Origin of the sequence: Streptomyces aureus, assembly GCF_000725495.1 — a bacterium.
GTDB classification, from domain to species: Bacteria; Actinomycetota; Actinomycetes; order Streptomycetales; family Streptomycetaceae; genus Streptomyces; species Streptomyces aureus_B.
Window position 1 is genome coordinate 97,070 of sequence record NZ_JNZD01000032.1, and the last position, 22,100, is coordinate 119,169.

Genomic DNA, 22,100 nt, shown 5'->3' on the forward strand with positions numbered 1-22,100 from the left:
CGGCCACCCCCGTAAATCGAATGCACGTGCTATAGGCTCGTTGGTGGCGTCGGGCATGCTGGAAGGCCCGGGATTGTTGTGAACCAGCGAAAGCAACCGGCGCTGTCAGTGGCTCGCCCTAGTCTGAGATGACGGGGGCCCGCGGCCCCTGTCACTTCTCTCAAGAAAGGTGCGGACCGGCGTGGCCGACCGTCTCATCGTCCGTGGAGCGCGCGAGCACAACCTGAAGAATGTCTCGCTCGACCTCCCGCGCGACTCGCTCATCGTCTTCACGGGCCTGTCGGGGTCGGGCAAGTCCTCCCTCGCCTTCGACACGATCTTCGCCGAGGGCCAGCGGCGGTACGTGGAGTCCCTGTCCTCGTACGCCCGGCAGTTCCTCGGCCAGATGGACAAGCCGGACGTGGACTTCATCGAGGGTCTCTCCCCGGCCGTCTCCATCGACCAGAAGTCGACCTCGCGCAACCCGCGCTCGACGGTCGGCACCATCACCGAGGTCTACGACTATCTGCGTCTGCTCTTCGCGCGCATCGGCAAGCCACACTGTCCCGAGTGCCGCCGGCCCATCTCGCGCCAGTCGCCGCAGGCCATCGTCGACAAGGTGCTGGAGCTCCCCGAGGGGAGCCGCTTCCAGGTCCTGTCGCCGCTCGTGCGCGAGCGCAAGGGCGAGTTCGTCGACCTCTTCGCCGACCTTCAGACCAAGGGCTACAGCCGTGCCCGGGTGGACGGCGAGACGATCCAGCTCAGCGAGCCGCCGACCCTGAAGAAGCAGGAGAAGCACACCATCGAGGTGGTCATCGACCGCCTCACGGTGAAGGACTCCGCCAAGCGCCGTCTCACCGACTCCGTGGAGACCGCCCTCGGCCTGGCCGGCGGCATGGTCGTCCTGGACTTCGTCGACCTCCCCGAGGACGACCCCGAGCGCGAGCGGATGTACTCGGAGCACCTGTACTGCCCGTACGACGACCTGTCGTTCGAGGAGCTGGAGCCCCGTTCCTTCTCCTTCAACTCGCCCTTCGGCGCCTGCCCCGAGTGCACCGGCATCGGCACGCGCATGGAGGTCGACCCCGAGCTGATCGTCCCGGACGAGGACAAGTCCCTCGACGAGGGCGCCATCCACGCCTGGTCGCACGGCCACACCAAGGACTACTTCGGCCGGCTGATCGGCGCCCTCGCCGACGCGCTGGGCTTCCGCACGGACATCCCCTTCGCCGGGCTGCCGCAGCGCGCCAAGAAGGCCCTGCTCTACGGCCACAAGACGCAGATCGAGGTCCGCTACCGCAACCGGTACGGACGCGAGCGCGTGTACACCACGCCCTTCGAGGGGGCCGTCCCCTTCGTGAAGCGGCGGCACAGCGAGTCCGAGAGCGACGCCAGCCGCGAGCGCTTCGAGGGCTACATGCGCGAGGTGCCCTGCCCCACCTGCCAGGGCACGCGTCTGAAGCCGCTGGTCCTCGCGGTCACGGTCATGGAGAAGTCCATCGCCGAGGTCGCGGCGATGTCCATCAGCGACTGCGCGGACTTCCTGGGCGAGCTGAAGCTCAACGCGCGCGACAAGAAGATCGCCGAGCGCGTGCTGAAGGAGGTCAACGAACGGCTGCGCTTCCTGGTCGACGTGGGCCTCGACTATCTGTCGCTGAACCGCGCGGCCGGCACCCTCTCCGGAGGCGAGGCCCAGCGCATCCGTCTGGCCACCCAGATCGGCTCCGGACTCGTCGGCGTCCTGTACGTCCTGGACGAGCCCTCCATCGGTCTGCACCAGCGCGACAACCACCGGCTGATCGAGACCCTCGTCCGCCTGCGCGACATGGGCAACACGCTCATCGTCGTCGAGCACGACGAGGACACCATCAAGGTCGCCGACTGGGTCGTCGACATCGGCCCCGGCGCGGGCGAGCACGGCGGCAAGGTCGTGCACAGCGGCCCGTTGAAGGAACTCCTCGGCAACACCGAGTCGATGACCGGGCAGTACCTGTCGCGCAAGCGGCAGATCCCGACCCCGGACATCCGTCGCCCCGCCGACCCCGGCCGCAGGCTCACCGTGCACGGCGCCCGCGAGAACAACCTGCGGGACATCGACGTGTCCTTCCCGCTGGGCGTCCTCACCGCCGTCACCGGTGTCTCCGGTTCCGGCAAGTCGACCCTGGTCAACGACATCCTGTACACGCACCTGGCCCGTGAGCTGAACGGCGCCAGGAACGTGCCCGGGCGCCACACGCGCGTGGAGGGCGACGACCTCGTCGACAAGGTCGTGCACGTCGACCAGTCGCCCATCGGCCGTACGCCCCGCTCCAACCCGGCGACGTACACCGGAGTCTTCGACCACGTCCGCAAGCTGTTCGCCGAGACCACCGAGGCGAAGGTGCGGGGCTATCTGCCCGGCCGCTTCTCCTTCAACGTCAAGGGCGGCCGCTGCGAGAACTGCTCCGGCGACGGCACCATCAAGATCGAGATGAACTTCCTGCCGGACGTGTACGTCCCTTGCGAGGTCTGCCACGGGGCGCGCTACAACCGGGAGACCCTGGAGGTCCACTACAAGGGCAAGTCCATCTCCGAGGTGCTGGACATGCCCATCGAGGAGGCGCTCGGCTTCTTCGAGGCGGTGCCGGCGATCGCCCGTCACCTCAGGACGCTCAACGACGTCGGTCTCGGCTATGTCCGGCTGGGCCAGTCCGCGCCGACGCTGTCCGGCGGTGAGGCGCAGCGCGTCAAGCTCGCCAGCGAGCTCCAGAAGCGCTCCACCGGCCGCACCGTGTACGTCCTGGACGAGCCGACCACCGGTCTGCACTTCGAGGACATCAGCAAGCTGATCACGGTGCTGTCCGGCCTGGTCGACAAGGGCAACACGGTCATCGTCATCGAGCACAACCTGGATGTCATCAAGACCGCGGACTGGGTCATCGACATGGGTCCCGAGGGCGGCAACGGCGGCGGTCTCGTGATCGCCGAGGGCACGCCCGAGGAGGTCGCCGGCGTTCCGGCCAGCCACACGGGCAAGTTCCTGCGCGAGATCCTGGGCGCCGACCGGATCAGCGACGCCGCTCCCGTCAAGGCACCGCGCAAGACGGCCGCCAAGAAGACGGTCGCCGCCACGGCGACCGCCCGGAAGACGGCCACGAAGACCGTCAACAGCACGGCCACCAAGAAGGCGGCCACGGCCAAGAAGACCGCCTCCAAGACGGCGGCCTCCAAGACGGCGGCCACGAAGGCGACCCCCGCGAAGAAGGCCACGCGGACCCGGAAGGCCTGACCCGACCGGATCGGGGAGACCTGATCCGACCGGTCCGGAGCCTCGGACCGGAACTGCCCGGACGACGGCGCCCCGCGGGAACTCTCCCGCGGGGCGCCGTTCGTCGAGAAGGCGTCGGCCCCGCCGATCCCGGCCCCGCCGACCCCGTCCCGCTACCCGTGCCTCGCCGCCGTCGAGAACGGCAGGCGCCCGGCCGGCGTTCCTAGGGGCCGTCCAGTTCGCGGGCGTACGGCGGTTCGGCGCCGGCGCGGGAGCAGGTGACGGCCGCCGCGCGGGCCGCGAAGCGCAGCAGCCCCGTCCAGCCCGCGGGGCCCAGTTCCGCCAGCGCGACCGGGGACAGGGCGTCCCGGGCTGCCAGACCGTGCAGCAGAGCCGCGTTCACGGTGTCCCCGGCACCGATCGTGTCCACCACGTCCACGGGTTCGCCGGGCACGGAGTGCACCGAGCCGTCCCGGGTGAACGCGGTCAGACCGTCGCCGCCCCGGGTGATCACCACCGCCGAGGGGCCGGCCGCCAGCCACTCGCCGGGGGTGCCGCCGAGCCACCGGGCGTCCTCCTCGGAGAGCTTGAGCAGGGTCACCGAGGGCAGCCAGCTCTTGAACCGGGCGCGATAGGCGTCCGGGTCCGGGATGAGACCGGTGCGGATGTTGGGGTCCAGGGCCGTGAAGACCCCACGCGCGGCCGCGGTCCGCATCAGCTCCTCGTACGCGCTCGCCCCCGGTTCCAGGACGAGGGAACAGGTGCCGAAGGACACCGCCCGCACCTCGTCGGGGAGCCGGTCCGGGGTCGTGAACAGACGGTCGGCCGTGCCCTCGACGTAGAAGGAGTACGCGGCCGAGCCGTCCGCGCCGATCGTGGCGACGGCCAGGGTCGTGGGTTCACTGCCGCGCTGGACGGAGGACACGTCGACGCCCGCTTCCACCAGCCCGTCCAGCAGGGCATCGCCGAACGCGTCGCGGGAGACACGGGAGCAGAAGGAGGCGGGGGAGCCGAGGCGGCCGAGCGCCACCGCCGTGTTGTAGGGGCCGCCGCCCAGCCGGGGGAGCAGCCCCGCGAGGGCGCCCGATTCCCGCGGCACCAGATCGATCAGGGCCTCACCGGCGACGACGATCACGGCTCGGGTCCTTTCCTCGGTATCCCGGTCCCGGGATTCTCGGTGCGCGCGGGGCCGGAGGGGCAGCCGCACGAGGTGCGATGGACGAAGGCGGAGGGAAGCCGGACGGTGCGCGTCCCCAGCAGTGGCGACGCCAGCCGCTCCAGGAGCAGCCGGACGGCCGTGGCGCCGATCTCCCTGCTCGGCTGGGCGATCACGGTGAGCCGGGGTGTGAACAGGTCCGCCCAGGAGAAGTCGTCGAAGCAGCACAGCGCCAGGTCGCCGGGCACGGACAGGCCCCGGTCGCGCAGGGCCCGCAGCGCGCCGACGGTCATGGCGTTGTCGCCGGTGACGAGCGCGTCGGGCGGCGCCGCCAGGGACAGCAGCCGGTGGGTGGCCTCCTCGGCCGTCGACGTCCGGGAGTCGCCGTGGGCCACGAGCCGTTCGTCGTAGGGCAGTCCGGCCTGCGCGAGCCCGTGCCGGTAGCCGGTGATCCGCTCCGCCGCGGTGCTGAGCCCCGGCAGACCCGCGACCAGCCCGATACGCCGGTGCCCCCGCTCGGCGAGGTGCGTCACCAGGCTCGCCATGGGGGCCGTGTTCTCGGCGCAGACCTGGTCGTGGCGCAGGCCGCTCCCGGCGGGAGGATCGACGAGCCGGTCCAGGAAGACGGTGGGCACGTCGTGCTGCCCGAGGTAGCGCAGGAGCGCGTCCGGGGCCGCCGAGGGGACGATGATCATTCCGTCCACCCGTCTCTCGTGCAGCAGTTGGACGACCTTGCGCTCGTGCCCCGGGTCGTCGTGCGGGTCCGCGATGAGCAGGCCGTACCCGTGCTCCAGGGCCTGGGCCTCGACACCCTGGAGGATCTCCGTGAAGTACGGGTTGCTGATCGCCGACACCGCGAGCCCGATGGACCGCGTACGGGAGGTGACGAGGGAGCGGGCGAGGGTGTTGGGGGTGTAGCCCAGCTCCTCGATCGCGTCGACGACGGACTGGCGCGTCGCGGGCAGCACCGGACGGGTGCCGTTGAGGACGTGCGAGACGGTCGCGATGGACACACCGGCCCGCCGGGCCACATCGGCCATCGTCGCCATGGCGCTCCCTCCTCGGAACCCGGTCACCCGCAGGTGAACGTATCCCATCCACCGCAGGACGTAAACGCTTACGCATACGTTTGCGCAAGCGTTTGCGCCCCGCGCCGCACGGGCCCGACCCGCGCCGAGTGGAACGATCTGTACCGGTATCGTCGGGGCGCGGCGCCCCCGTCGCGTTCAGCCCGTCACCGCCGGCGGAGTGTCCTGCGGTGCCCTCGACCTGTGGAGCCGCCATGTCCGGCCGTCCGTCCGCGAGCCGTCGTACCGTCCTGCGGGGAGCGGCGCTCACCCCGGTCGCCGGGCTCGGCCTCGCCGCGTGCTCCGGTGGCAGCGGTGGCGGAGGGACCCCCGCCACGCCGACGGCTCCCGTCACCCTCGGTGCGGACAGCGACGTCGCCAAGGGCGGTGCGCGGCTCTACCAGGACCACAACGTCGTGGTCAGCCGCGCCGAGGACGGTTCCCTCAAGGCGTTCAGCTCGATCTGCACCCACGCCGGGTGCCCCATCAACAAGCTCCAGGGCACGACCCTGGTGTGCCCGTGCCACGGGAGCGAGTTCGACGCCGAGACGGGCAAGGTGCTGCGGGCGCCGGCCACCGTGCCGCTCCACGCGCTGTCCGTCGAGGAGCGGAACGGGAAGATCGTCGCGGGACCGGGCGCCTGACCCCGGGGGCGGTTCCGGCCAGGCCGTGGGCCACACCCGCCGGCTCACACCCCGTCCGGGCGGTGGACCGCTCCCGCCGACTCACTCCCGGTCTCGGCGGGAGACCCGGCCCGTCGGGCTCACTCCCAGTCCCAGCCGATTCCGACGATCCCCGACCGCACGCGCGGCTCGACCAGGTGCACCGAGCGGTGCCGGCCGCTCAGGGGCAGTTCCTGACGGCCGCTTCGGGGCGCGGCGGCGGAGTGCTGGGTGAAGCGGTGGCAGCGCACGGGCAGCGCGTTCTCGGCGAAGTGCACCTGGAGCGCGTACTGTCCGCCCGCGAACCCGAACCCGCGGACGTACTCGCTGGACGCCCCGGCCGTGCCGTCCTCGAAGGCGTAGCGGAAGAGAAACGTCTCGCCCGCCCGCAGGCGCGTGTCGAAGAGGAGTTCGGCGACGAGCACGCCCGTGTCACGGTGCCAGCGCACCCGGCCCGTGCGGCAGTTCTCCAGTGCCCGGACCGTCGTCCGCTCCGGCGCGCATCCGGGGTCGCCGTGGTGGATGGCCACATAGCGGTCCACACCGTCCTTGTGGGCGCGCACGATGTGGTGCGATTCGCGGCCCAGGAGTTCGCGGCGGGCGCCGATGCGGACCCGCTCGTGGTGGCCGAGGGTGTGCAGCCCCCCGTCGAGCGGGGACTCCAGCTCGGTGAGCAGCCGTTCCAGGACCCCCGAGGCCTCGACCAGCGAGCGGTAGGAACGCCCCGTGGGACGCTCCGGGCCCGAACGTTCCTCCGCCTCGGCCAGCAGTCTGATCAGCGACTCGTCGGGGAGCTGGAGTATCTCCTCCAGGGCACGGACCGCCCTGAGCGACTCGGGGCGCTGGGGGCGGCGGGCGCCCTGCTGCCAGTAACTCAGGCTCGTCACACCGACTCTGACGCCGTAGCGGGACAGGTGGTGCTGGACGCGCTGCAGCGGCAGCCCGCGGGCGTTGATCGCCGCGCGCAGTGCGACATGGAAGGGGCCGCCCCGCAGGGCCGTTTCCAGTTCCGCCGTGGCGAGGTCCGCGTGCTGTGTGCCGGTGTGCATGCAGGGGCCTTTCTGTGGAGGTCCAACTACGGCTGGTCAGGCCGTTGGAACGGTTGAATGGCGCCGCCTGGTGGGCGCGCGGGGGCTGTCCACGCGCGGGTTTCGCCGTTCCCGCCCCGAGTTCCCCCGCATTGAAGCGTGTTGACCAAGCCCCGACAACACCTGATGCTCAACATGGCTCACCGCAGCCCCCCGGACGCGTTCCGTCCCTCCTCGGCCCCCGCTCGGGAGCACCCGCGACGCGCCGCACCGGGCGGCTCGCCCCTCCCGCCGTCCCGTCGGCCGCCCCATGCGCCACCCCGGCCACCACGGCGCCCTGCCCCGCCCGGCCGGTCACGCGCATGTGCCCGCGCACGCGCAGAGAGGCTCCGCTCCTCCCGCCGTGCCGGTCCCCGCGGCGGACCGGCACGAGGTGCTCCGGCTGGCCGGATACGGCGCATCCGTCGGGGCCCCGCCGGGCCCGCGGACGACGGCGATCCGGACAGCCCCCATCTGCGCCGTGGCCGACCGGACGGGTTTCCACAGGCGTACCGGGAGCCCGCCGCGCTGTCGGCCCGCGCCAGTAGGGTGTGTGGCATGGCCGACCCCTCCAGCTACCGCCCCAAGCCGGGACAGATCCCGGAGTCCCCCGGGGTGTACAAATTCCGCGACGAGCACCGCCGGGTGATCTACGTCGGAAAGGCGAAGAGCCTGCGCCAGCGCCTGGCGAGCTACTTCCAGGACCTGGCGAACCTGCACCCGCGCACCCGCACGATGGTCACCACGGCCGCGTCGGTGGAGTGGACGGTCGTGTCCACGGAGGTCGAGGCCCTCCAGCTGGAGTACTCCTGGATCAAGGAGTACGACCCCCGGTTCAACGTCAAGTACCGCGACGACAAGAGTTACCCGCACCTCGCCGTGACGATGAACGAGGAGTTCCCGCGCGTGCAGGTCATGCGCGGCGCCAAGAAGAAGGGCGTGCGCTACTTCGGTCCCTACGGACACGCCTGGGCGATCCGTGACACCGTCGACCTGCTGCTGCGCGTCTTCCCCGTCCGCACCTGCTCGGCCGGTGTCTTCAAGAACGCCACCCGCACCGGGCGGCCCTGCCTGCTCGGGTACATCGGCAAGTGCTCGGCGCCCTGTGTCGGCAGGGTCTCGCCGGAGGAGCACCGCGAGCTGGCCGAGGAGTTCTGCGACTTCATGGCCGGGCGCACGGGGACGTACATCCGCCGCCAGGAGCAGCAGATGATGGACGCCGCCGAGGAGATGGAGTACGAGCGCGCGGCCCGGCTGCGGGACGACATCGAGGCCCTGAAGAAGGCCATGGAGAAGAACGCGGTGGTCCTCGCGGACGCCACCGACGCCGACCTGATGGCCGTCGCCGAGGACGAGCTGGAAGCCGCCGTCCAGATCTTCCACGTGCGGGGCGGTCGCGTGCGCGGCCAGCGCGGCTGGGTCACGGACAAGGTGGAGGCGGTCACCACGGGTGACCTCGTCGAACACGCGCTCCAGCAGCTCTACGGGGAGGAGACGGGCGACTCCGTCCCCAAGGAGGTGCTCGTCCCGGCGCTGCCCGACCCGGTGGAACCCGTCCAGGAGTGGCTCACCGCCAGGCGTGGCTCGAACGTGTCGCTCCGCATACCGCAGCGCGGTGACAAGAAGGCCCTCATGGAGACCGTGCAGCGCAACGCGCTCCAGGCCCTTGGCCTGCACAAGACCAAGCGGGCCTCCGACCTGACCACGCGCTCGCGCGCCCTGGAGGAGATCTCCGAGGCACTCGGACTGGACAGCGCGCCGCTGCGGATCGAGTGCTACGACATCTCGCACCTCCAGGGCGACGACGTGGTGGCCTCGATGGTCGTCTTCGAGGACGGGCTCCAGCGCAAGGGCGAGTACCGGCGCTTCCAGATCAAGGGGTTCGCCGGCCAGGACGACGTCCGTTCCATGCACGAGGTGATCACCCGCCGCTTCCGGCGCTACCTCGCCGAGAAGGAGCGGACGGGGGAGTGGACGGACGGCGAGGACACCGCTCCGGGCACCCCCGGGCAGCCGGAGTCCGCCACCGCGCCGGACTCCGGAGCGCCGGGCCCGTTCGGCACCGCCCAGGCCGGGACCGACCGGGTCGGCACCGCTCCAGCCGGGACCGACCAGGCCGGCACCGTACCGACCGCGACCGTCGGCCCGGAGGCCGTACCGACCGCGCCCCTCGGCCCGGACGCCGCACCGACCACCACCGTCGCCCCGGACGCCGCCCCCGACGAAACCGACATCCTGAGCGCCTACGCCGAGGAGGACGGCAGGCCCAAGCGCTTCGCCTACCCCCCGCAGCTCGTCGTCGTGGACGGTGGCCGGCCCCAGGTCGCCGCCGCGCAGCGGGCGCTCGACGAACTCGGCATCGACGACATCGCCGTGTGCGGACTCGCCAAGCGCCTGGAGGAGGTGTGGCTGCCCGGCGAGGACGACCCCGTGGTCCTGCCGCGCAGCAGCGAGGGCCTGTATCTGCTCCAGCGGGTCCGGGACGAGGCCCACCGCTTCGCGATCACCTATCAGCGGGCCAAGCGGGCCAAGCGCTTCCGGTCGGGTCCGCTGGACGACGTGCCGGGCCTGGGCGAGTCCCGCAAGCAGGCACTGATCAAGCACTTCGGCTCCGTGAAGAAGCTCCGGTCCGCGACGATCGACCAGATCTGCGAGGTCCCCGGCGTCGGGCGCAAGACGGCGGAGACCATCGCCGTGGCCCTCGCGCAGGCGGCTCCCGCCGCGCCCGCCGTGAACACGGCCACTGGAGAGATCATGGAAGACGACGAACACGCGGGGCCCGGGACGACGACGGGTCCCGCGGAGGAGCCCGTGACCGCGGGCGCCTCGGACGAGCGACGGGGGCAGGAGACATGACCGAGAACGACGCACGCGAAGAGGAACGTCCGGCGCAGGGCCGGAGCACACAGGAGACACACGGCGAGGCGGGCGGGGAGCACGCGACGCGTGAAGCGCCTCGGGAAGACGGAGCACAGGTGGGTACGGGCAGCGAGACGGCCGGGGCGGGAGCCCCGGACGCCGTCATCCCCGAGTTGGTGATCATCTCCGGCATGTCCGGAGCCGGCCGGTCCACGGCCGCGAAATGTCTTGAGGACCTCGGCTGGTTCGTCGTCGACAACCTGCCGCCCGCCCTGATCCCCACCATGGTGGAGCTCGGCGCCCGTTCCCAGGGCAACGTGGCGCGGATCGCCGTCGTCGTCGACGTCCGCGGCCGGCGGTTCTTCGACAACCTCCGCGAGTCCCTCGCCGACCTGGAGTCCCGCAACGTCACCCGGCGGATCGTGTTCCTGGAGTCCTCGGACGAGGCCCTCGTGCGCCGCTTCGAGTCGGTGCGCAGACCGCACCCCCTCCAGGGCGACGGCCGCATCGTGGACGGGATCGCCGCCGAGCGCGAGCTGCTGCGCGAGCTGCGCGGGGACGCTGACCTGGTCATCGACACCTCCAGCCTGAACGTGCACGAACTGCGCGCCAAGATGGACGCCCAGTTCGCGGGCGAGGAGGAGCCCGAGCTGCGGGCCACCGTCATGTCCTTCGGCTTCAAGTACGGCCTCCCGGTCGACGCCGACCTGGTCGTGGACATGCGCTTCCTGCCCAACCCGCACTGGGTACCCGAGCTGCGCCCCTTCACCGGCCTGAACGAAGAGGTCTCGGCGTACGTCTTCAACCAGCCCGGCGCCAAGGAGTTCCTCGACCGCTACGCCGAGCTGCTCCAGCTCGTCGCCGCCGGGTACCGGCGCGAGGGCAAGCGCTATGTGACCATCGCGGTCGGCTGCACCGGCGGCAAGCACCGCTCGGTCGCGACCGCCGAGAAGCTCGCCGCCCGCCTCGCCTCCCAGGGCGTGGAGACCGTGCTCGTCCACCGGGACATGGGGCGCGAGTGACCGGACGTACCACCCTGCGGCTGAGCCGGCTGCGCCGGGAGACCCCCGGGGACCGGGCTCAGCCGGCCGCGGCGCGCGGCGCCAGGCCGCGCCGCCGCGGCGCGCAGCCCAAGGTCGTCGCCCTCGGCGGCGGCATGGGGCTGTCCGCCTCGCTCGCCGCGCTGCGCCGGATCACCGGCGACCTCACCGCCGTCGTCACCGTGGCCGACGACGGCGGCTCCAGCGGGCGTCTGCGCGACGAGCTGGGTGTCCTGCCGCCCGGTGACCTGCGCAAGGCGCTGGCCGCGCTGTGCGGGGACGACGACTGGGGCCAGACCTGGGCCCGGGTCATCCAGCACCGCTTCCAGTCCAAGGGCGAGCTGCACGAACACGCGGTCGGCAATCTGCTGATCGTCGCCCTGTGGGAACAGCTCGGCGACCACGTCCAGGCGCTCGACCTGGTCGGCAGGCTGCTCGGCGCGCACGGCCGGGTGCTGCCCATGTCCGCCGTGCCGCTGGAGCTCCAGGCCCTGGTCAAGGGGCACGACGTCGACCGGCCGGACGAGGTCGGCACCGTCCGGGGCCAGGCGAACGTGGCGCTCACCCCCGGTGAGGTCCAGTCGGTGCACGTCGTACCGCACGATCCGCCGGCCGTGCCCGAGGCCGTGGCCGCGGTCCTCGACGCGGACTGGGTGGTGCTGGGACCCGGATCATGGTTCTCGTCGGTGATTCCGCACCTCCTGGTGCCGGAACTGCTGGACGCCCTGAGCCGGACCAGGGCCCGCCGGGTACTCTCCCTGAACCTCGCACCGCAGCCCGGAGAAACCGAAGGCTTCTCCCCGCAGCGTCATTTGGAGGTTTTGGGGCGACACGCCCCTAAACTCGCCCTGGACGTGGTGCTGGCCGACGAGGCCGCCGTGCCCGACCGCGAGTCTCTCGCCGACGCCGCCAAGCGATTCGGCGCCGCGGTCGAGCTGGCGCCGGTGGCCAGGACCGACGGATCTCCGCGGCACGATCCGGAGCTGTTGGCCGCCGCGTACGACCGTATTTTTCGGATGCATGGAAGGATCGGCCCATGGCGATGACGGCAGCGGTGAAGGACGAGATCTCTCGGCTCCCCGTCACCCGGACCTGCTGCAGGAAGGCGGAGGTCTCGGCCATCCTGCGGTTCGCCGGCGGCCTCCACCTGGTGAGCGGCCGGATCGTGATCGAGGCGGAGCTGGACACCGCGATGGCGGCGCGCCGCCTGAAGCGGGACATTCTGGAGATCTTCGGCCACAGTTCCGAGCTGATCGTGATGGCGCCCGGCGGACTGCGCCGCGGCTCCCGCTACGTGGTGCGCGTGGTCGCGGGCGGTGACCAGCTGGCCCGCCAGACCGGCCTCGTGGACGGGCGTGGACGCCCGATCCGCGGACTGCCGCCGCAGGTGGTCTCGGGGGCCACTTGCGACGCCGAGGCCGCCTGGCGCGGGGCCTTCCTGGCCCACGGCTCGCTCACCGAGCCCGGCCGCTCCTCGTCCCTGGAGGTCACCTGCCCGGGACCCGAGGCCGCGCTCGCGCTCGTCGGTGCCGCTCGCCGGCTCTCGATCGCGGCGAAGGCCCGCGAGGTGCGCGGCGTGGACCGGGTGGTCGTCCGCGACGGCGACGCGATCGGCGCGCTGCTGACCCGCCTCGGCGCCCACGAGTCGGTGCTGGCCTGGGAGGAGCGGCGGATGCGCCGCGAGGTCCGTGCCACGGCGAACCGCCTCGCCAACTTCGACGACGCCAACCTGCGCCGCTCGGCGCGCGCCGCGGTCGCCGCCGGGGCCCGCGTCCAGCGCGCCCTGGAGATCCTCGCGGACGAGGTGCCCGAGCACCTCGCGGCCGCCGGACGGCTGCGCATGGAGCACAAGCAGGCCTCCCTGGAGGAGCTGGGCGCGCTCGCCGACCCGCCGCTGACCAAGGACGCCGTCGCGGGCCGTATCCGCCGGCTGCTGGCGATGGCCGACAAGCGGGCCCAGGACCTCGGGATCCCCGGTACGGAGTCGAGTCTGTCCGAGGAGATGGCCGACAACCTCGCCGGCTGACCCGGACCTCCGGGGCGCCGTGAACGACGCGCGCGAGGATCTGACGGAAACTCACCACACCGGTGCCGCCGCCCAGTTGGGAGACCGGCACCGGTGCCCGTCGGTCCGCGAGGCACCCTTGACTTGACCATGAAGTGTCATGAGCCTGGCATCTGTTCGCTGCTGGGGCGGACCAGTGCAAGGGGGGCTCATGAGACGAAGAGCGAGCACGATCCTCGCTGTCGGCGCGCTCCTGCTGGGCGGTGCGGCCATGGCGCCGGTCGCCCGTGCGCAGGACGGTGCTTCACCCAAGCCCGACGCGAACGCCGTGAAGGTGTTCCGCGCCGAGGTCACGAAACAGCAGGTACCGCTGCTGCTCGCGGCCGGTCAGGACAGTCACGAGCTCGGCGACACGACCTGGAAGAACGGCAAGAGCACGGTCGAGGTGTACGTCACCGACCAGCAGGCGAGGAAGCTGGAGAAGCAGGGCGTCGACCTCACCGAGCACACGCTCTCCGCCCGGGCGGAGAACCGGGTCGCGGACGCCGCCCAGGGGGTGTTCCGCCCGTACAGCGGGAAGGGCAACCTCGAGGAGGAGATCATCAGGACCGGGCAGGCCAACCCCGGTCTGACCAAGGTCGTCTCCATCGGCAAGACCCTGAACGGCCAGGACATCCTCGCGCTCAAACTGACCAAGGGCGCGCGCAAGACCAAGGACGGCTCCAAGCCGTCGGTGCTGTACATGTCCAACCAGCACGCGCGTGAGTGGATCACCCCCGAGATGACCCGGCGGCTGATGCACTACTACCTGGACAACTACGCCACGGACAAGCGCGTCAAGAAGATCGTCGACTCCACCGAACTGTGGTTCGTCCTGTCGGCCAACCCCGACGGCTACGACTACACCTTCAAGGACGCCGACACCCGTCAGTGGCGCAAGAACCTGCGGGACGTGAACGGCGACGGCGTCATCTCCACCGGTGACGGCGTCGACCTCAACCGCAACTTCTCCTACAAGTGGGGCTACGACGACGAGGGTTCGTCCCCCAACCCCACCAGCGAGACCTACCGCGGCGCGAGCCCCGGCTCGGAGCCCGAGACCAGGGCGATCGACGCCTTCGAGAAGCGGGTCGGCTTCACGTACGGGATCAACTACCACTCGGCCGCCGAACTGCTGCTCTACGGAGTGGGCTGGCAGGTGGCGACGCCGACCCCGGACGACGTGCTGTACAAGGCGCTCGCCGGAACCCCGGAGAAGTCCGCGATCCCGGGCTACCACCCGCAGGTCTCCTCGGAGCTCTACACCACCAACGGCGAGGCGGACGGCCACGCGGGCAACGTCAACGGCATGGCGATGTTCACCCCCGAGATGTCGACCTGCGAGACCGCCTCGGACATCGACCCGAACGACGCCTGGAACGCGGCGGACTGCGCCTCGGTCTTCACCTTCCCGGACGACGAGAAGCTGATCCAGCAGGAGTTCGAGAAGAACGTCCCGTTCGCGCTCTCCGTCGCCGAGACCGCCGCGCACCCCGACCGGCCCTCCTCCTCGGTGGGCCTCGACGCGCCCGACTTCACCCCGGCCGCCTTCACGACGTCGTACTCGCGCGGCGCCGACCAGGAAGTCTCCGTCGTCGTGCGCAAGTCCGTGCGCGACAAGAAGCTCAGGTACCGCGTGAACGGCGGCCGGACGCACGAGGCGTCGCTCAGGCCCTGGCGGGGCGGCGAGACCTACGGCGGCACGGACAACCTCTACTTCGACGAGTACCGCGCGAAGGTCCGCGACGGCGCACCGGGCGACAAGGTCGAGGTCTGGTTCACCGGTGGGACCAGGAGCGGGAAGCCGACCTCCAGCACCCGCTTCACCTACACGGTGGCCGAGCGGCCCCGGGCCGACGTGCTCGTCGTCGCCGAGGAGGGCGCGGCCGCCACACAGGCGGGGACCTACGTCGACGCGCTGAAGGCCGCGGGGAGGAAGCCCCTGGTCTGGGACGTCGCCACCCAGGGCGCCCCGGACGCGCTCGGCGTCCTCGGCCACTTCGGCACGGTCGTCCACTACACCGGCGCCCTGCGGCCAGGCAACGCCACCCAGATCCAGCTGCGGGCCTTCCTCAACGAGGGCGGCAAACTGGTCGAGGCGGGCGAACTGGCCGGCGGCAGCGTCGACCTCGGCGGGGGCACCCTCTCGAACGACTTCAGCCAGTACTACCTGGGCGCCTACTCCCGTACGTCCACGCCCGGCGCGAAGGGCTTCACCGGCTCCGGGGGCCTCGGCGGTGCCGCGGGGACGCTCGGCGACGCGCCCGGCAACCCGCTGAACGCGGCGGGCACCTACGGAGTCACCTCCGACTCGCTCGCCGGCGCGCAGTACCCGCAGTTCGCCTCCAGCGCGGGGGCGGGCCAGTTCAGCGGGACCGTCAACCCGTACGGGCCGTACTCGGGCTCGTACATGGCCGCCGCGGTGCACACCGACGACGCCTACAAGCGGCTGACCCGCACCGTCGACCTCACCGGCGTCACCGCCGCCGACAAGCCGACGCTGCGCTCCCGGATGCTGTGGGACACCGAGCCCGGCTACGACCACGCGGTCGTCGAGGTCCACACGGTCGGCGCGGACGACTGGACCACGCTCCCCGAGGCGGGCGGTGCCACCTCCGCCGCGGTCCCGGCCGAGTGCGAGGCCGGCTTCCTCGCCCGCGAACACCCCTGGATCAAGCACTACCTGACCGTGAGCGCGGCGGGCTGCACCGCCACGGGATCCAGCGGGAGCTGGAACAGCCTCACCGGCGCGTCCAGCGGCTGGCAGCCGGTCGCCTTCGACCTGAGCGCGTACGCGGGCAAGGCGATCGAGGTGTCGATCGCCTACATCACCGACCCGAGCTCGGGCGGTCACGGCGTCCTCGTCGACGACACCTCGCTCGTGGTCGGCGGGAACGCCGTCGACACGGAGGGCTTCGAGTCCTCCCTCGGTCCCTGGAAGGTCGCCGGTCCGCCCGCGGGCAGCCCGGCCGTCCTGCGGGACTGGGCGCGCACCGGGGAACTCTTCCGGACATACGGGGCCGTCAGTACGGCCGACACCGTGCTGCTGGGCTTCGGCCTGGAGCACCTGACAACGGCGGCCGACCGTGCGAGCCTGATCGGTAAAGCGCTTTCGGCAATCGATGGTTGACCGAGCGTGACCATCGGATGAACAGAACGGGCGATCCGTACCCCTACTGGCGGGTACGGATCGCCCTGTCGTGTATGGCCGTGGTCGATGTCACTCAGGGGCCTTGGGGGAGGTAGGGTCGGAGGCGGTCGGGGACATCCCATACAAACTCGCCGACACTTGAGTCGGCGTACCTAACGAGGAGATCGGTTCGTGACGATCCGCGTAGGCATCAACGGCTTTGGCCGCATCGGTCGTAACTACTTCCGCGCGCTGCTGGAGCAGGGTGCTGACATCGAGATCGTGGCTGTCAACGACCTGGGTGACACCGCGACCACCGCCCACCTGCTGAAGTACGACACCATTCTGGGCCGCCTCAAGGCCGAGGTGTCGCACACCGCCGACACGATCACGGTCGACGGGCACACGATCAAGGTCCTGTCCGAGCGCAACCCCGCCGACATCCCGTGGGGCGAGCTCGGCGTCGACATCGTCATCGAGTCGACCGGCATCTTCACGAAGAAGGCCGACGCCGAGAAGCACATCGCCGGCGGCGCCAAGAAGGTCCTCATCTCGGCTCCGGCCAAGGACGAGGACATCACCATCGTGATGGGCGTCAACCAGGACCAGTACGACCCGGCGAACCACAACATCATCTCCAACGCCTCCTGCACCACCAACTGTGTGGCGCCGATGGCCAAGGTCCTCGACGAGAACTTCGGCATCGTCAAGGGTCTGATGACGACGGTCCACGCCTACACCAACGACCAGCGCATCCTGGACTTCCCGCACTCGGACCTGCGCCGCGCCCGCGCCGCCGCCGAGAACATCATCCCGACCACGACCGGTGCCGCGAAGGCCACCGCCCTGGTCCTCCCGCAGCTCAAGGGCAAGCTGGACGGCATCGCCATGCGCGTCCCGGTCCCGACCGGCTCGGCCACCGACCTGGTCGTCACCCTCCAGCGCGAGGTCACCAAGGACGAGGTCAACGCCGCGTTCAAGAAGGCCGCCGAGGACGGTCCGCTCGCGGGCTTCCTGGCCTACACCGAGGACCCGATCGTCTCCTCGGACATCGTCAGCGACCCGGCCTCCTGCACCTTCGACTCCTCCCTGACCATGGTCCAGGAGGGCAACACGGTGAAGATCCTCGGCTGGTACGACAACGAGTGGGGCTACTCCAACCGTCTCGTCGACCTCACGGTCTTCGTCGGCGGCCAGCTCTAACTCCCAGAGCAGGCACCTCGATGTGAGCCAGGGCTCGGGCAGCGCGACGCCGCGCTGTCCGGGCCCTGTGCTACGTAATGATCGATCAGCCCTCTCGGATCCCCAGAGCCTCCCTAGGAGTCCCCTACATGAAGACGATCGACGAGCTTCTCGCCGAAGGCGTGGCCGGAAAGCGGGTCTTCGTCCGCGCCGACCTCAACGTGCCGCTGGCGAACGGCCTCATCACCGACGACGGCCGCATCCGCGCCGTCCTGCCCACCGTCAAGGCGCTGGCCGAGGCGGGCGCCAAGGTCATCGTCGCCTCGCACCTGGGCCGCCCCAAGGGCGCCCCGGACCCGGCCTTCTCGCTGCTGCCCGCCGCCGAGCGCCTCGGTGAACTCCTCGGCGCGCCCGTCGCGTTCGCGCAGGACACCGTCGGCCCCGCCGCCCACGACGCCGTGGACGGCCTGGAGCCCGGCCAGGTCGCCGTCGTCGAGAACCTGCGGTTCAACGCCGGCGAGACGTCCAAGGACGACACCGAGCGCGGCGAGTTCGCCGACCGGCTGGCGGCCCTCGCGGACGTCTACGTCGGCGACGGCTTCGGTGCCGTGCACCGGGGGCACGCCTCCGTGTACGACCTGCCGGCCCGTCTGCCGCACTACGCCGGCTACCTCATCGCCACCGAGGTCGGCGTCCTGAAGAAGCTCACCGAGGACGTCGCGCGCCCCTACGTGGTCGCGCTCGGCGGCTCCAAGGTCTCCGACAAGCTCGCCGTCATCGACGAGCTGCTCGGCAAGGCCGACCGCATCCTCATCGGTGGCGGCATGGCCTTCACCTTCCTCAAGGCCAAGGGCTACGAGGTCGGCTCCTCGCTGCTCCAGGAGGACCAGATCCCGGCCGTCACCGAGTACATGGAGCGCGCCGAGAAGCTGGGCGTCGAGCTGGTGCTCCCGGTCGACGTCGTGGTCTCGCCCGGATTCCCGGACCTGAAGACCAAGGCCCCCAGCGAGCACACCGCCGTCGACGCCGACAAGATGCCCGAGGGACAGCTCGGCCTCGACATCGGCCCGAAGACCGGCGCCCTGTACGCAGCCAAGCTCGCCGACGCCGAGACCGTGTTCTGGAACGGTCCCATGGGCGTCTTCGAGCACCCCGACTACGCCGAGGGCACCAAGGCGGTCGCCCAGGCCCTGGTCGACTCCAAGGGCTTCACCGTCGTCGGCGGCGGAGACTCCGCCGCCGCGGTGCGCACCCTCGGTTTCGACGAGAACGCATTCGGCCACATCTCGACCGGTGGTGGCGCCTCCCTCGAATACCTCGAGGGCAAGACGCTCCCCGGCCTCGCCGCACTGGAGGACTGACCTAGATGAGCACGCGCACGCCGCTGATGGCGGGCAACTGGAAGATGAACCTCAACCACCTCGAGGCCATCGCGCACGTCCAGAAGCTCGCCTTCGCCCTGGCCGACAAGGACTACGAGGCCTGTGAGGTCGCCGTCCTGCCGCCCTTCACCGACCTGCGCTCCGTGCAGACCCTGGTCGACGGCGACAAGCTCAAGATCAAGTACGGCGCCCAGGACCTGTCCGCGCAGGACTCCGGTGCCTACACCGGCGAGATCTCCGGCTCGATGCTGGCCAAGCTGAAGTGCACGTACGTGGCCGTCGGCCACTCCGAGCGCCGTCAGTACCACAACGAGACCGACGACGTCGTGAACGCCAAGGTCAAGGCCGCCTACAAGCACGGCCTGACCCCGATCCTGTGCGTCGGCGAGGAGCTGGACGTCCGCGAGGCGGGCAACCACGTCTCCCACACCCTCGCCCAGGTCGAGGGCGGTCTCAAGGACCTCCCGGCCGAGCAGGCCGAGTCCGTCGTGATCGCCTACGAGCCCGTCTGGGCCATCGGTACCGGCAAGGTCTGCGGCGCCGACGATGCGCAGGAGGTCTGCGCCGCGATCCGTGCCAAGCTCGCCGAGCTGTACTCCCAGGAGCTGGCCGACAAGGTCCGCATCCAGTACGGCGGCTCCGTGAAGTCCGGGAACGTCGCCGAGATCATGGCGAAGGCGGACATCGACGGCGCTCTGGTCGGCGGGGCCTCCCTGGACGCCGACGAGTTCGTCAAGATCGTCCGGTTCCGCGACCAGTAAGTATGCGGTAGCGGCGATTCGTCGTACCCTTGCGGGGGTCTGGTGCCATCGCGCCGGACCCCCGTCGTCCATCCAGTTCCGAGGAAGTTGGTCCAGCCGTGGTTTTGGGGTTCTCGATCGCCCTGATCGTCTTCAGCCTGCTGCTGATGCTGCTGGTGCTGATGCACAAGGGGAAGGGCGGCGGCCTGTCCGACATGTTCGGTGGCGGCATGCAGTCGTCCGTCGGTGGCTCCTCGGTCGCCGAGCGCAACCTCGACCGCATCACCTTGCTGATCGGTCTGCTCTGGTTCGCGTGCATCGTGGTGCTCGGCATCCTGATGAAGATCAACAACTGATCGCCGAACAACATCGGTACGCTCGCACAACTGCACAGCACGCAAGCACATTCCGCACGTAAGGCCCCATGTCCGGTACGCGCCTCCAGGCGCCGCCTATCATGGGGCTTGCGTCTAGGGGTGGGGATGTAACTCCAATCACTGGACGCGCGTTGGGCCTTACGTAGACTGAGGCGCTCGCAACGAAGCGAAACGCCGACTCGCTTCGCGGCACCATCACGCAGGGAGTTACGACCGTGGCAAGTGGCAACGCGATCCGAGGAAGCCGGGTCGGGGCGGGGCCGATGGGCGAGGCCGAGCGCGGCGAGTCCGCGCCGCGGCTGCGCATCTCCTTCTGGTGCTCCAACGGGCACGAGACGCAGCCCAGCTTCGCCAGCGACGCGCAGGTTCCCGACACGTGGGACTGTCCGCGCTGCGGCTTCCCCGCCGGACAGGACCGGGACAACCCGCCGGACCCGCCGCGCACCGAGCCCTACAAGACGCACCTCGCGTACGTGCGGGAGCGGCGCAGCGACGCGGACGGCGAGGCGATCCTCGCCGAGGCGCTCGCCAAACTTCGGGGCGAGATCTAGGAGTTGAAGCCGGCCGGGCATCCCAGGGTGTCTGGCCGGAGCGGGGGCTGGCCTCTGGCCTTTCGCGGGTCCGTCCTGCGCCGGTGCGGCACCGCCTTGCCCGGCGGGCCTTCAAGTGCCGGCCCGCGGGCCGGAGCGTGCCGGGCGGAGTCCTGCTGCGCCGAGTTCCGCCGTGCCGAGCCCTCCCGAGTCCTGCCATGTCGGGCCCTGCGCATGCTTGCCCTGCCGAGCCCTTGCCGTGCTGAGGCCGGCCCTTGCCGCCGTGTCCTGCCGCGCGGCCCCCGCCGGGCCCTCCCGGGTTCTGCCATGTCGAGCCGTGCGGAGCCCAGCCCAGCCCAGCCCAGCCCAGCCCAGCCCAGCCCAGCCCTGCCTGGCCGGGCCTTTGCCGCGCTGAGGCAGACCCTTGCCGCCGTGCCCTGCCGCGCAGCCCCGTCGGCCCTGCCCTGGCCGTCGAGCCCTGCCCGCAGCGGCCCCGCCGTGCGCTCCAGGCACCTCAAGGGCTCGCCGCGGCCGTCGGGGGCGGCAGCTGCGTCACGCCGATGCAGCAGTGTGCCCCGGCATTCGTGCCGGGCTTGCGTGCGCCCAGGGTTCTGGTGGCGCGCGCTCCCGGTCCGTGCCGCGGCAGGGGTCCTCGCCCCATTCGCCGTCATCCCGCTGACACCTGCGGTCCAGCGGGACGTATCTGTTGTTGAGCCGGTGGACGCGCGACGACAGCTCGTGTCCTGCCCTGATCAACTAGGTTGGGACCGGCAGCGGGGCAAGGTACGCAAGCGCACAGTGCAGGAAAGAAGGCGGAAGTCCGAGATGAACGCAGAAAGCCGTACCAGGCTCACCCAGACACCCGAGTGGACCGCCCTGGCCGGGCACCGCGAGGAGCTCGCCGGCACCCATCTGCGCGACCTGTTCGCGGCCGAACCCGGACGCGGCTCCGGCTACTCGCTCCAGGTCGGCGATCTGCACCTCGACTACTCCAAGCACCTGGTCACCGACGAGACGATGCGGCTGCTGCGCGAGCTGGCCGTGGCGACGGATGTGTTCGGGCTGCGGGACGCGATGTTCCGGGGCGAGAAGATCAACACGACCGAGGACCGGGCGGTGCTGCACACCGCGCTGCGGGCGCCGCGGGGCGCGGTGGTCGAGGTCGACGGGGAGAACGTCGTGCCGGCCGTGCACGCGGTCCTGGACAAGATGACGGACTTCGCGGGGCGGGTGCGTTCGGGTGCGTGGACGGGTCACACCGGCAAGCGGATCAAGAACGTGGTCAACGTCGGGATCGGCGGCTCCGACCTGGGTCCGGCGATGGCCTACGAGGTGCTGCGGTCGTTCACGGACCGGTCGCTGACGGTGCGGTTCGTCTCGAACGTGGACGGCGCGGACCTGCACGAGGCGGTCCGTGACCTGGACCCGGCCGAGACGCTGTTCGTCATCGCCTCCAAGACGTTCACCACGATCGAGACGATCACCAACGCGACCTCCGCGCGCGAGTGGCTGCTGACGGGGCTGAAGGCGGGTCAGGAAGCGGTCGCGAAGCACTTCGTGGCGCTGTCGACGAACGCGGAGAAGGTCGCGGACTTCGGTATCGACACGGCGAACATGTTCGAGTTCTGGGACTGGGTC

15 protein-coding genes and 1 pseudogene are annotated in these 22,100 nt (G+C 70.9%); 13 read left to right on the plus strand and 3 right to left on the minus strand.

Annotated features, from left to right (window positions below; all coding sequences use genetic code 11):
* Positions 1–181: 181 nt before the first annotated feature.
* Positions 182–3,247, plus strand: a complete 3,066-nt coding sequence (gene uvrA / locus IO36_RS31595) for an excinuclease ABC subunit UvrA (protein WP_037624809.1) — start codon at positions 182–184, stop codon at positions 3,245–3,247.
* Between the two features lie 202 nt (positions 3,248–3,449).
* On the opposite strand, the gene IO36_RS31600 is transcribed toward uvrA, so the two are convergent.
* Positions 3,450–4,361, minus strand: coding sequence for a carbohydrate kinase family protein (locus tag IO36_RS31600; protein WP_037624811.1), 912 nt, complete (start codon positions 4,359–4,361; stop codon positions 3,450–3,452).
* Entirely contained in the window at positions 4,358–5,431 is a 1,074-nt protein-coding gene (locus tag IO36_RS31605; protein ID WP_051901097.1) for a LacI family DNA-binding transcriptional regulator, read from the minus strand. Before IO36_RS31605 ends, IO36_RS31600 begins: the two co-directional genes overlap by 4 nt.
* A 233-nt stretch (positions 5,432–5,664) precedes the next feature.
* Here IO36_RS31605 and IO36_RS31610 point away from each other — a divergent pair, with 233 nt between their 5' ends.
* Complete coding sequence (locus IO36_RS31610) at positions 5,665–6,093, plus strand: Rieske (2Fe-2S) protein (protein ID WP_037624814.1); 429 nt, start codon at positions 5,665–5,667, stop codon at positions 6,091–6,093.
* A gap of 119 nt (positions 6,094–6,212) precedes the next feature.
* Here the strand turns inward: IO36_RS31610 and IO36_RS31615 are convergent, their stop codons facing one another.
* On the minus strand, positions 6,213–7,160 hold the full coding sequence (locus IO36_RS31615; protein ID WP_037624816.1) for a hypothetical protein: 948 nt from the start codon (positions 7,158–7,160) through the stop codon (positions 6,213–6,215).
* 576 nt (positions 7,161–7,736) lie between these two features.
* Here IO36_RS31615 and uvrC point away from each other — a divergent pair.
* The 11 genes and pseudogenes from uvrC to IO36_RS31670 all read left to right on the plus strand — a co-directional run.
* Entirely contained in the window at positions 7,737–10,034 is a 2,298-nt protein-coding gene (gene uvrC, locus IO36_RS31620) for an excinuclease ABC subunit UvrC (RefSeq protein WP_078943564.1), read from the plus strand.
* A complete protein-coding gene (rapZ, locus tag IO36_RS31625) occupies positions 10,031–11,059 on the plus strand; it encodes an RNase adapter RapZ (RefSeq protein ID WP_037624817.1) in 1,029 nt (342 codons plus the stop codon). Before uvrC ends, rapZ begins: the two co-directional genes overlap by 4 nt.
* Positions 11,056–12,123, plus strand: coding sequence for a gluconeogenesis factor YvcK family protein (locus IO36_RS31630; RefSeq protein WP_037624820.1), 1,068 nt, complete (start codon positions 11,056–11,058; stop codon positions 12,121–12,123). Before rapZ ends, IO36_RS31630 begins: the two co-directional genes overlap by 4 nt.
* Positions 12,114–13,103 (plus strand): DNA-binding protein WhiA, encoded by a 990-nt coding sequence (gene whiA, locus IO36_RS31635; protein WP_037624822.1) that lies wholly within the window; start codon positions 12,114–12,116, stop codon positions 13,101–13,103. Before IO36_RS31630 ends, whiA begins: the two co-directional genes overlap by 10 nt.
* A 190-nt stretch (positions 13,104–13,293) precedes the next feature.
* Positions 13,294–16,251 (plus strand): M14 family metallopeptidase, encoded by a 2,958-nt coding sequence (locus tag IO36_RS31640; protein ID WP_037624824.1) that lies wholly within the window; start codon positions 13,294–13,296, stop codon positions 16,249–16,251.
* A gap of 192 nt (positions 16,252–16,443) precedes the next feature.
* Positions 16,444–17,454, plus strand: coding sequence for a type I glyceraldehyde-3-phosphate dehydrogenase (gene gap, locus IO36_RS31645; RefSeq protein ID WP_037624825.1), 1,011 nt, complete (start codon positions 16,444–16,446; stop codon positions 17,452–17,454).
* A gap of 128 nt (positions 17,455–17,582) precedes the next feature.
* Positions 17,583–18,794, plus strand: coding sequence for a phosphoglycerate kinase (locus tag IO36_RS31650; RefSeq protein ID WP_037624827.1), 1,212 nt, complete (start codon positions 17,583–17,585; stop codon positions 18,792–18,794).
* A 5-nt stretch (positions 18,795–18,799) separates the two neighbouring features.
* The gene (tpiA, locus tag IO36_RS31655; protein WP_037624829.1) at positions 18,800–19,576 is read left to right on the plus strand and encodes a triose-phosphate isomerase; all 777 of its coding nucleotides are present in this window, start codon (positions 18,800–18,802) and stop codon (positions 19,574–19,576) included.
* A 98-nt stretch (positions 19,577–19,674) separates the two neighbouring features.
* A complete protein-coding gene (gene secG, locus IO36_RS31660) occupies positions 19,675–19,911 on the plus strand; it encodes a preprotein translocase subunit SecG (protein ID WP_280923765.1) in 237 nt (78 codons plus the stop codon).
* A 236-nt stretch (positions 19,912–20,147) separates the two neighbouring features.
* Positions 20,148–20,483, plus strand: coding sequence for an RNA polymerase-binding protein RbpA (locus IO36_RS31665; protein WP_003957010.1), 336 nt, complete (start codon positions 20,148–20,150; stop codon positions 20,481–20,483).
* An 804-nt stretch (positions 20,484–21,287) separates the two neighbouring features.
* Positions 21,288–22,100 (plus strand): annotated as a pseudogene (locus IO36_RS31670) (glucose-6-phosphate isomerase); the annotation flags it as partial.

Coding starts and splice junctions, on each gene's coding strand:
- IO36_RS31605 (WP_051901097.1), bottom strand. CDS start 5,431: ATGGCGACGATGGCCGATGTGGCCCGGCGGGCCGGTGTGTCCATCGCG.
- IO36_RS31610 (WP_037624814.1), top strand. CDS start 5,665: ATGTCCGGCCGTCCGTCCGCGAGCCGTCGTACCGTCCTGCGGGGAGCG.
- IO36_RS31615 (WP_037624816.1), bottom strand. CDS start 7,160: ATGCACACCGGCACACAGCACGCGGACCTCGCCACGGCGGAACTGGAA.
- uvrC (WP_078943564.1), top strand. CDS start 7,737: ATGGCCGACCCCTCCAGCTACCGCCCCAAGCCGGGACAGATCCCGGAG.
- rapZ (WP_037624817.1), top strand. CDS start 10,031: ATGACCGAGAACGACGCACGCGAAGAGGAACGTCCGGCGCAGGGCCGG.
- whiA (WP_037624822.1), top strand. CDS start 12,114: ATGGCGATGACGGCAGCGGTGAAGGACGAGATCTCTCGGCTCCCCGTC.
- IO36_RS31640 (WP_037624824.1), top strand. CDS start 13,294: ATGAGACGAAGAGCGAGCACGATCCTCGCTGTCGGCGCGCTCCTGCTG.
- IO36_RS31650 (WP_037624827.1), top strand. CDS start 17,583: ATGAAGACGATCGACGAGCTTCTCGCCGAAGGCGTGGCCGGAAAGCGG.
- tpiA (WP_037624829.1), top strand. CDS start 18,800: ATGAGCACGCGCACGCCGCTGATGGCGGGCAACTGGAAGATGAACCTC.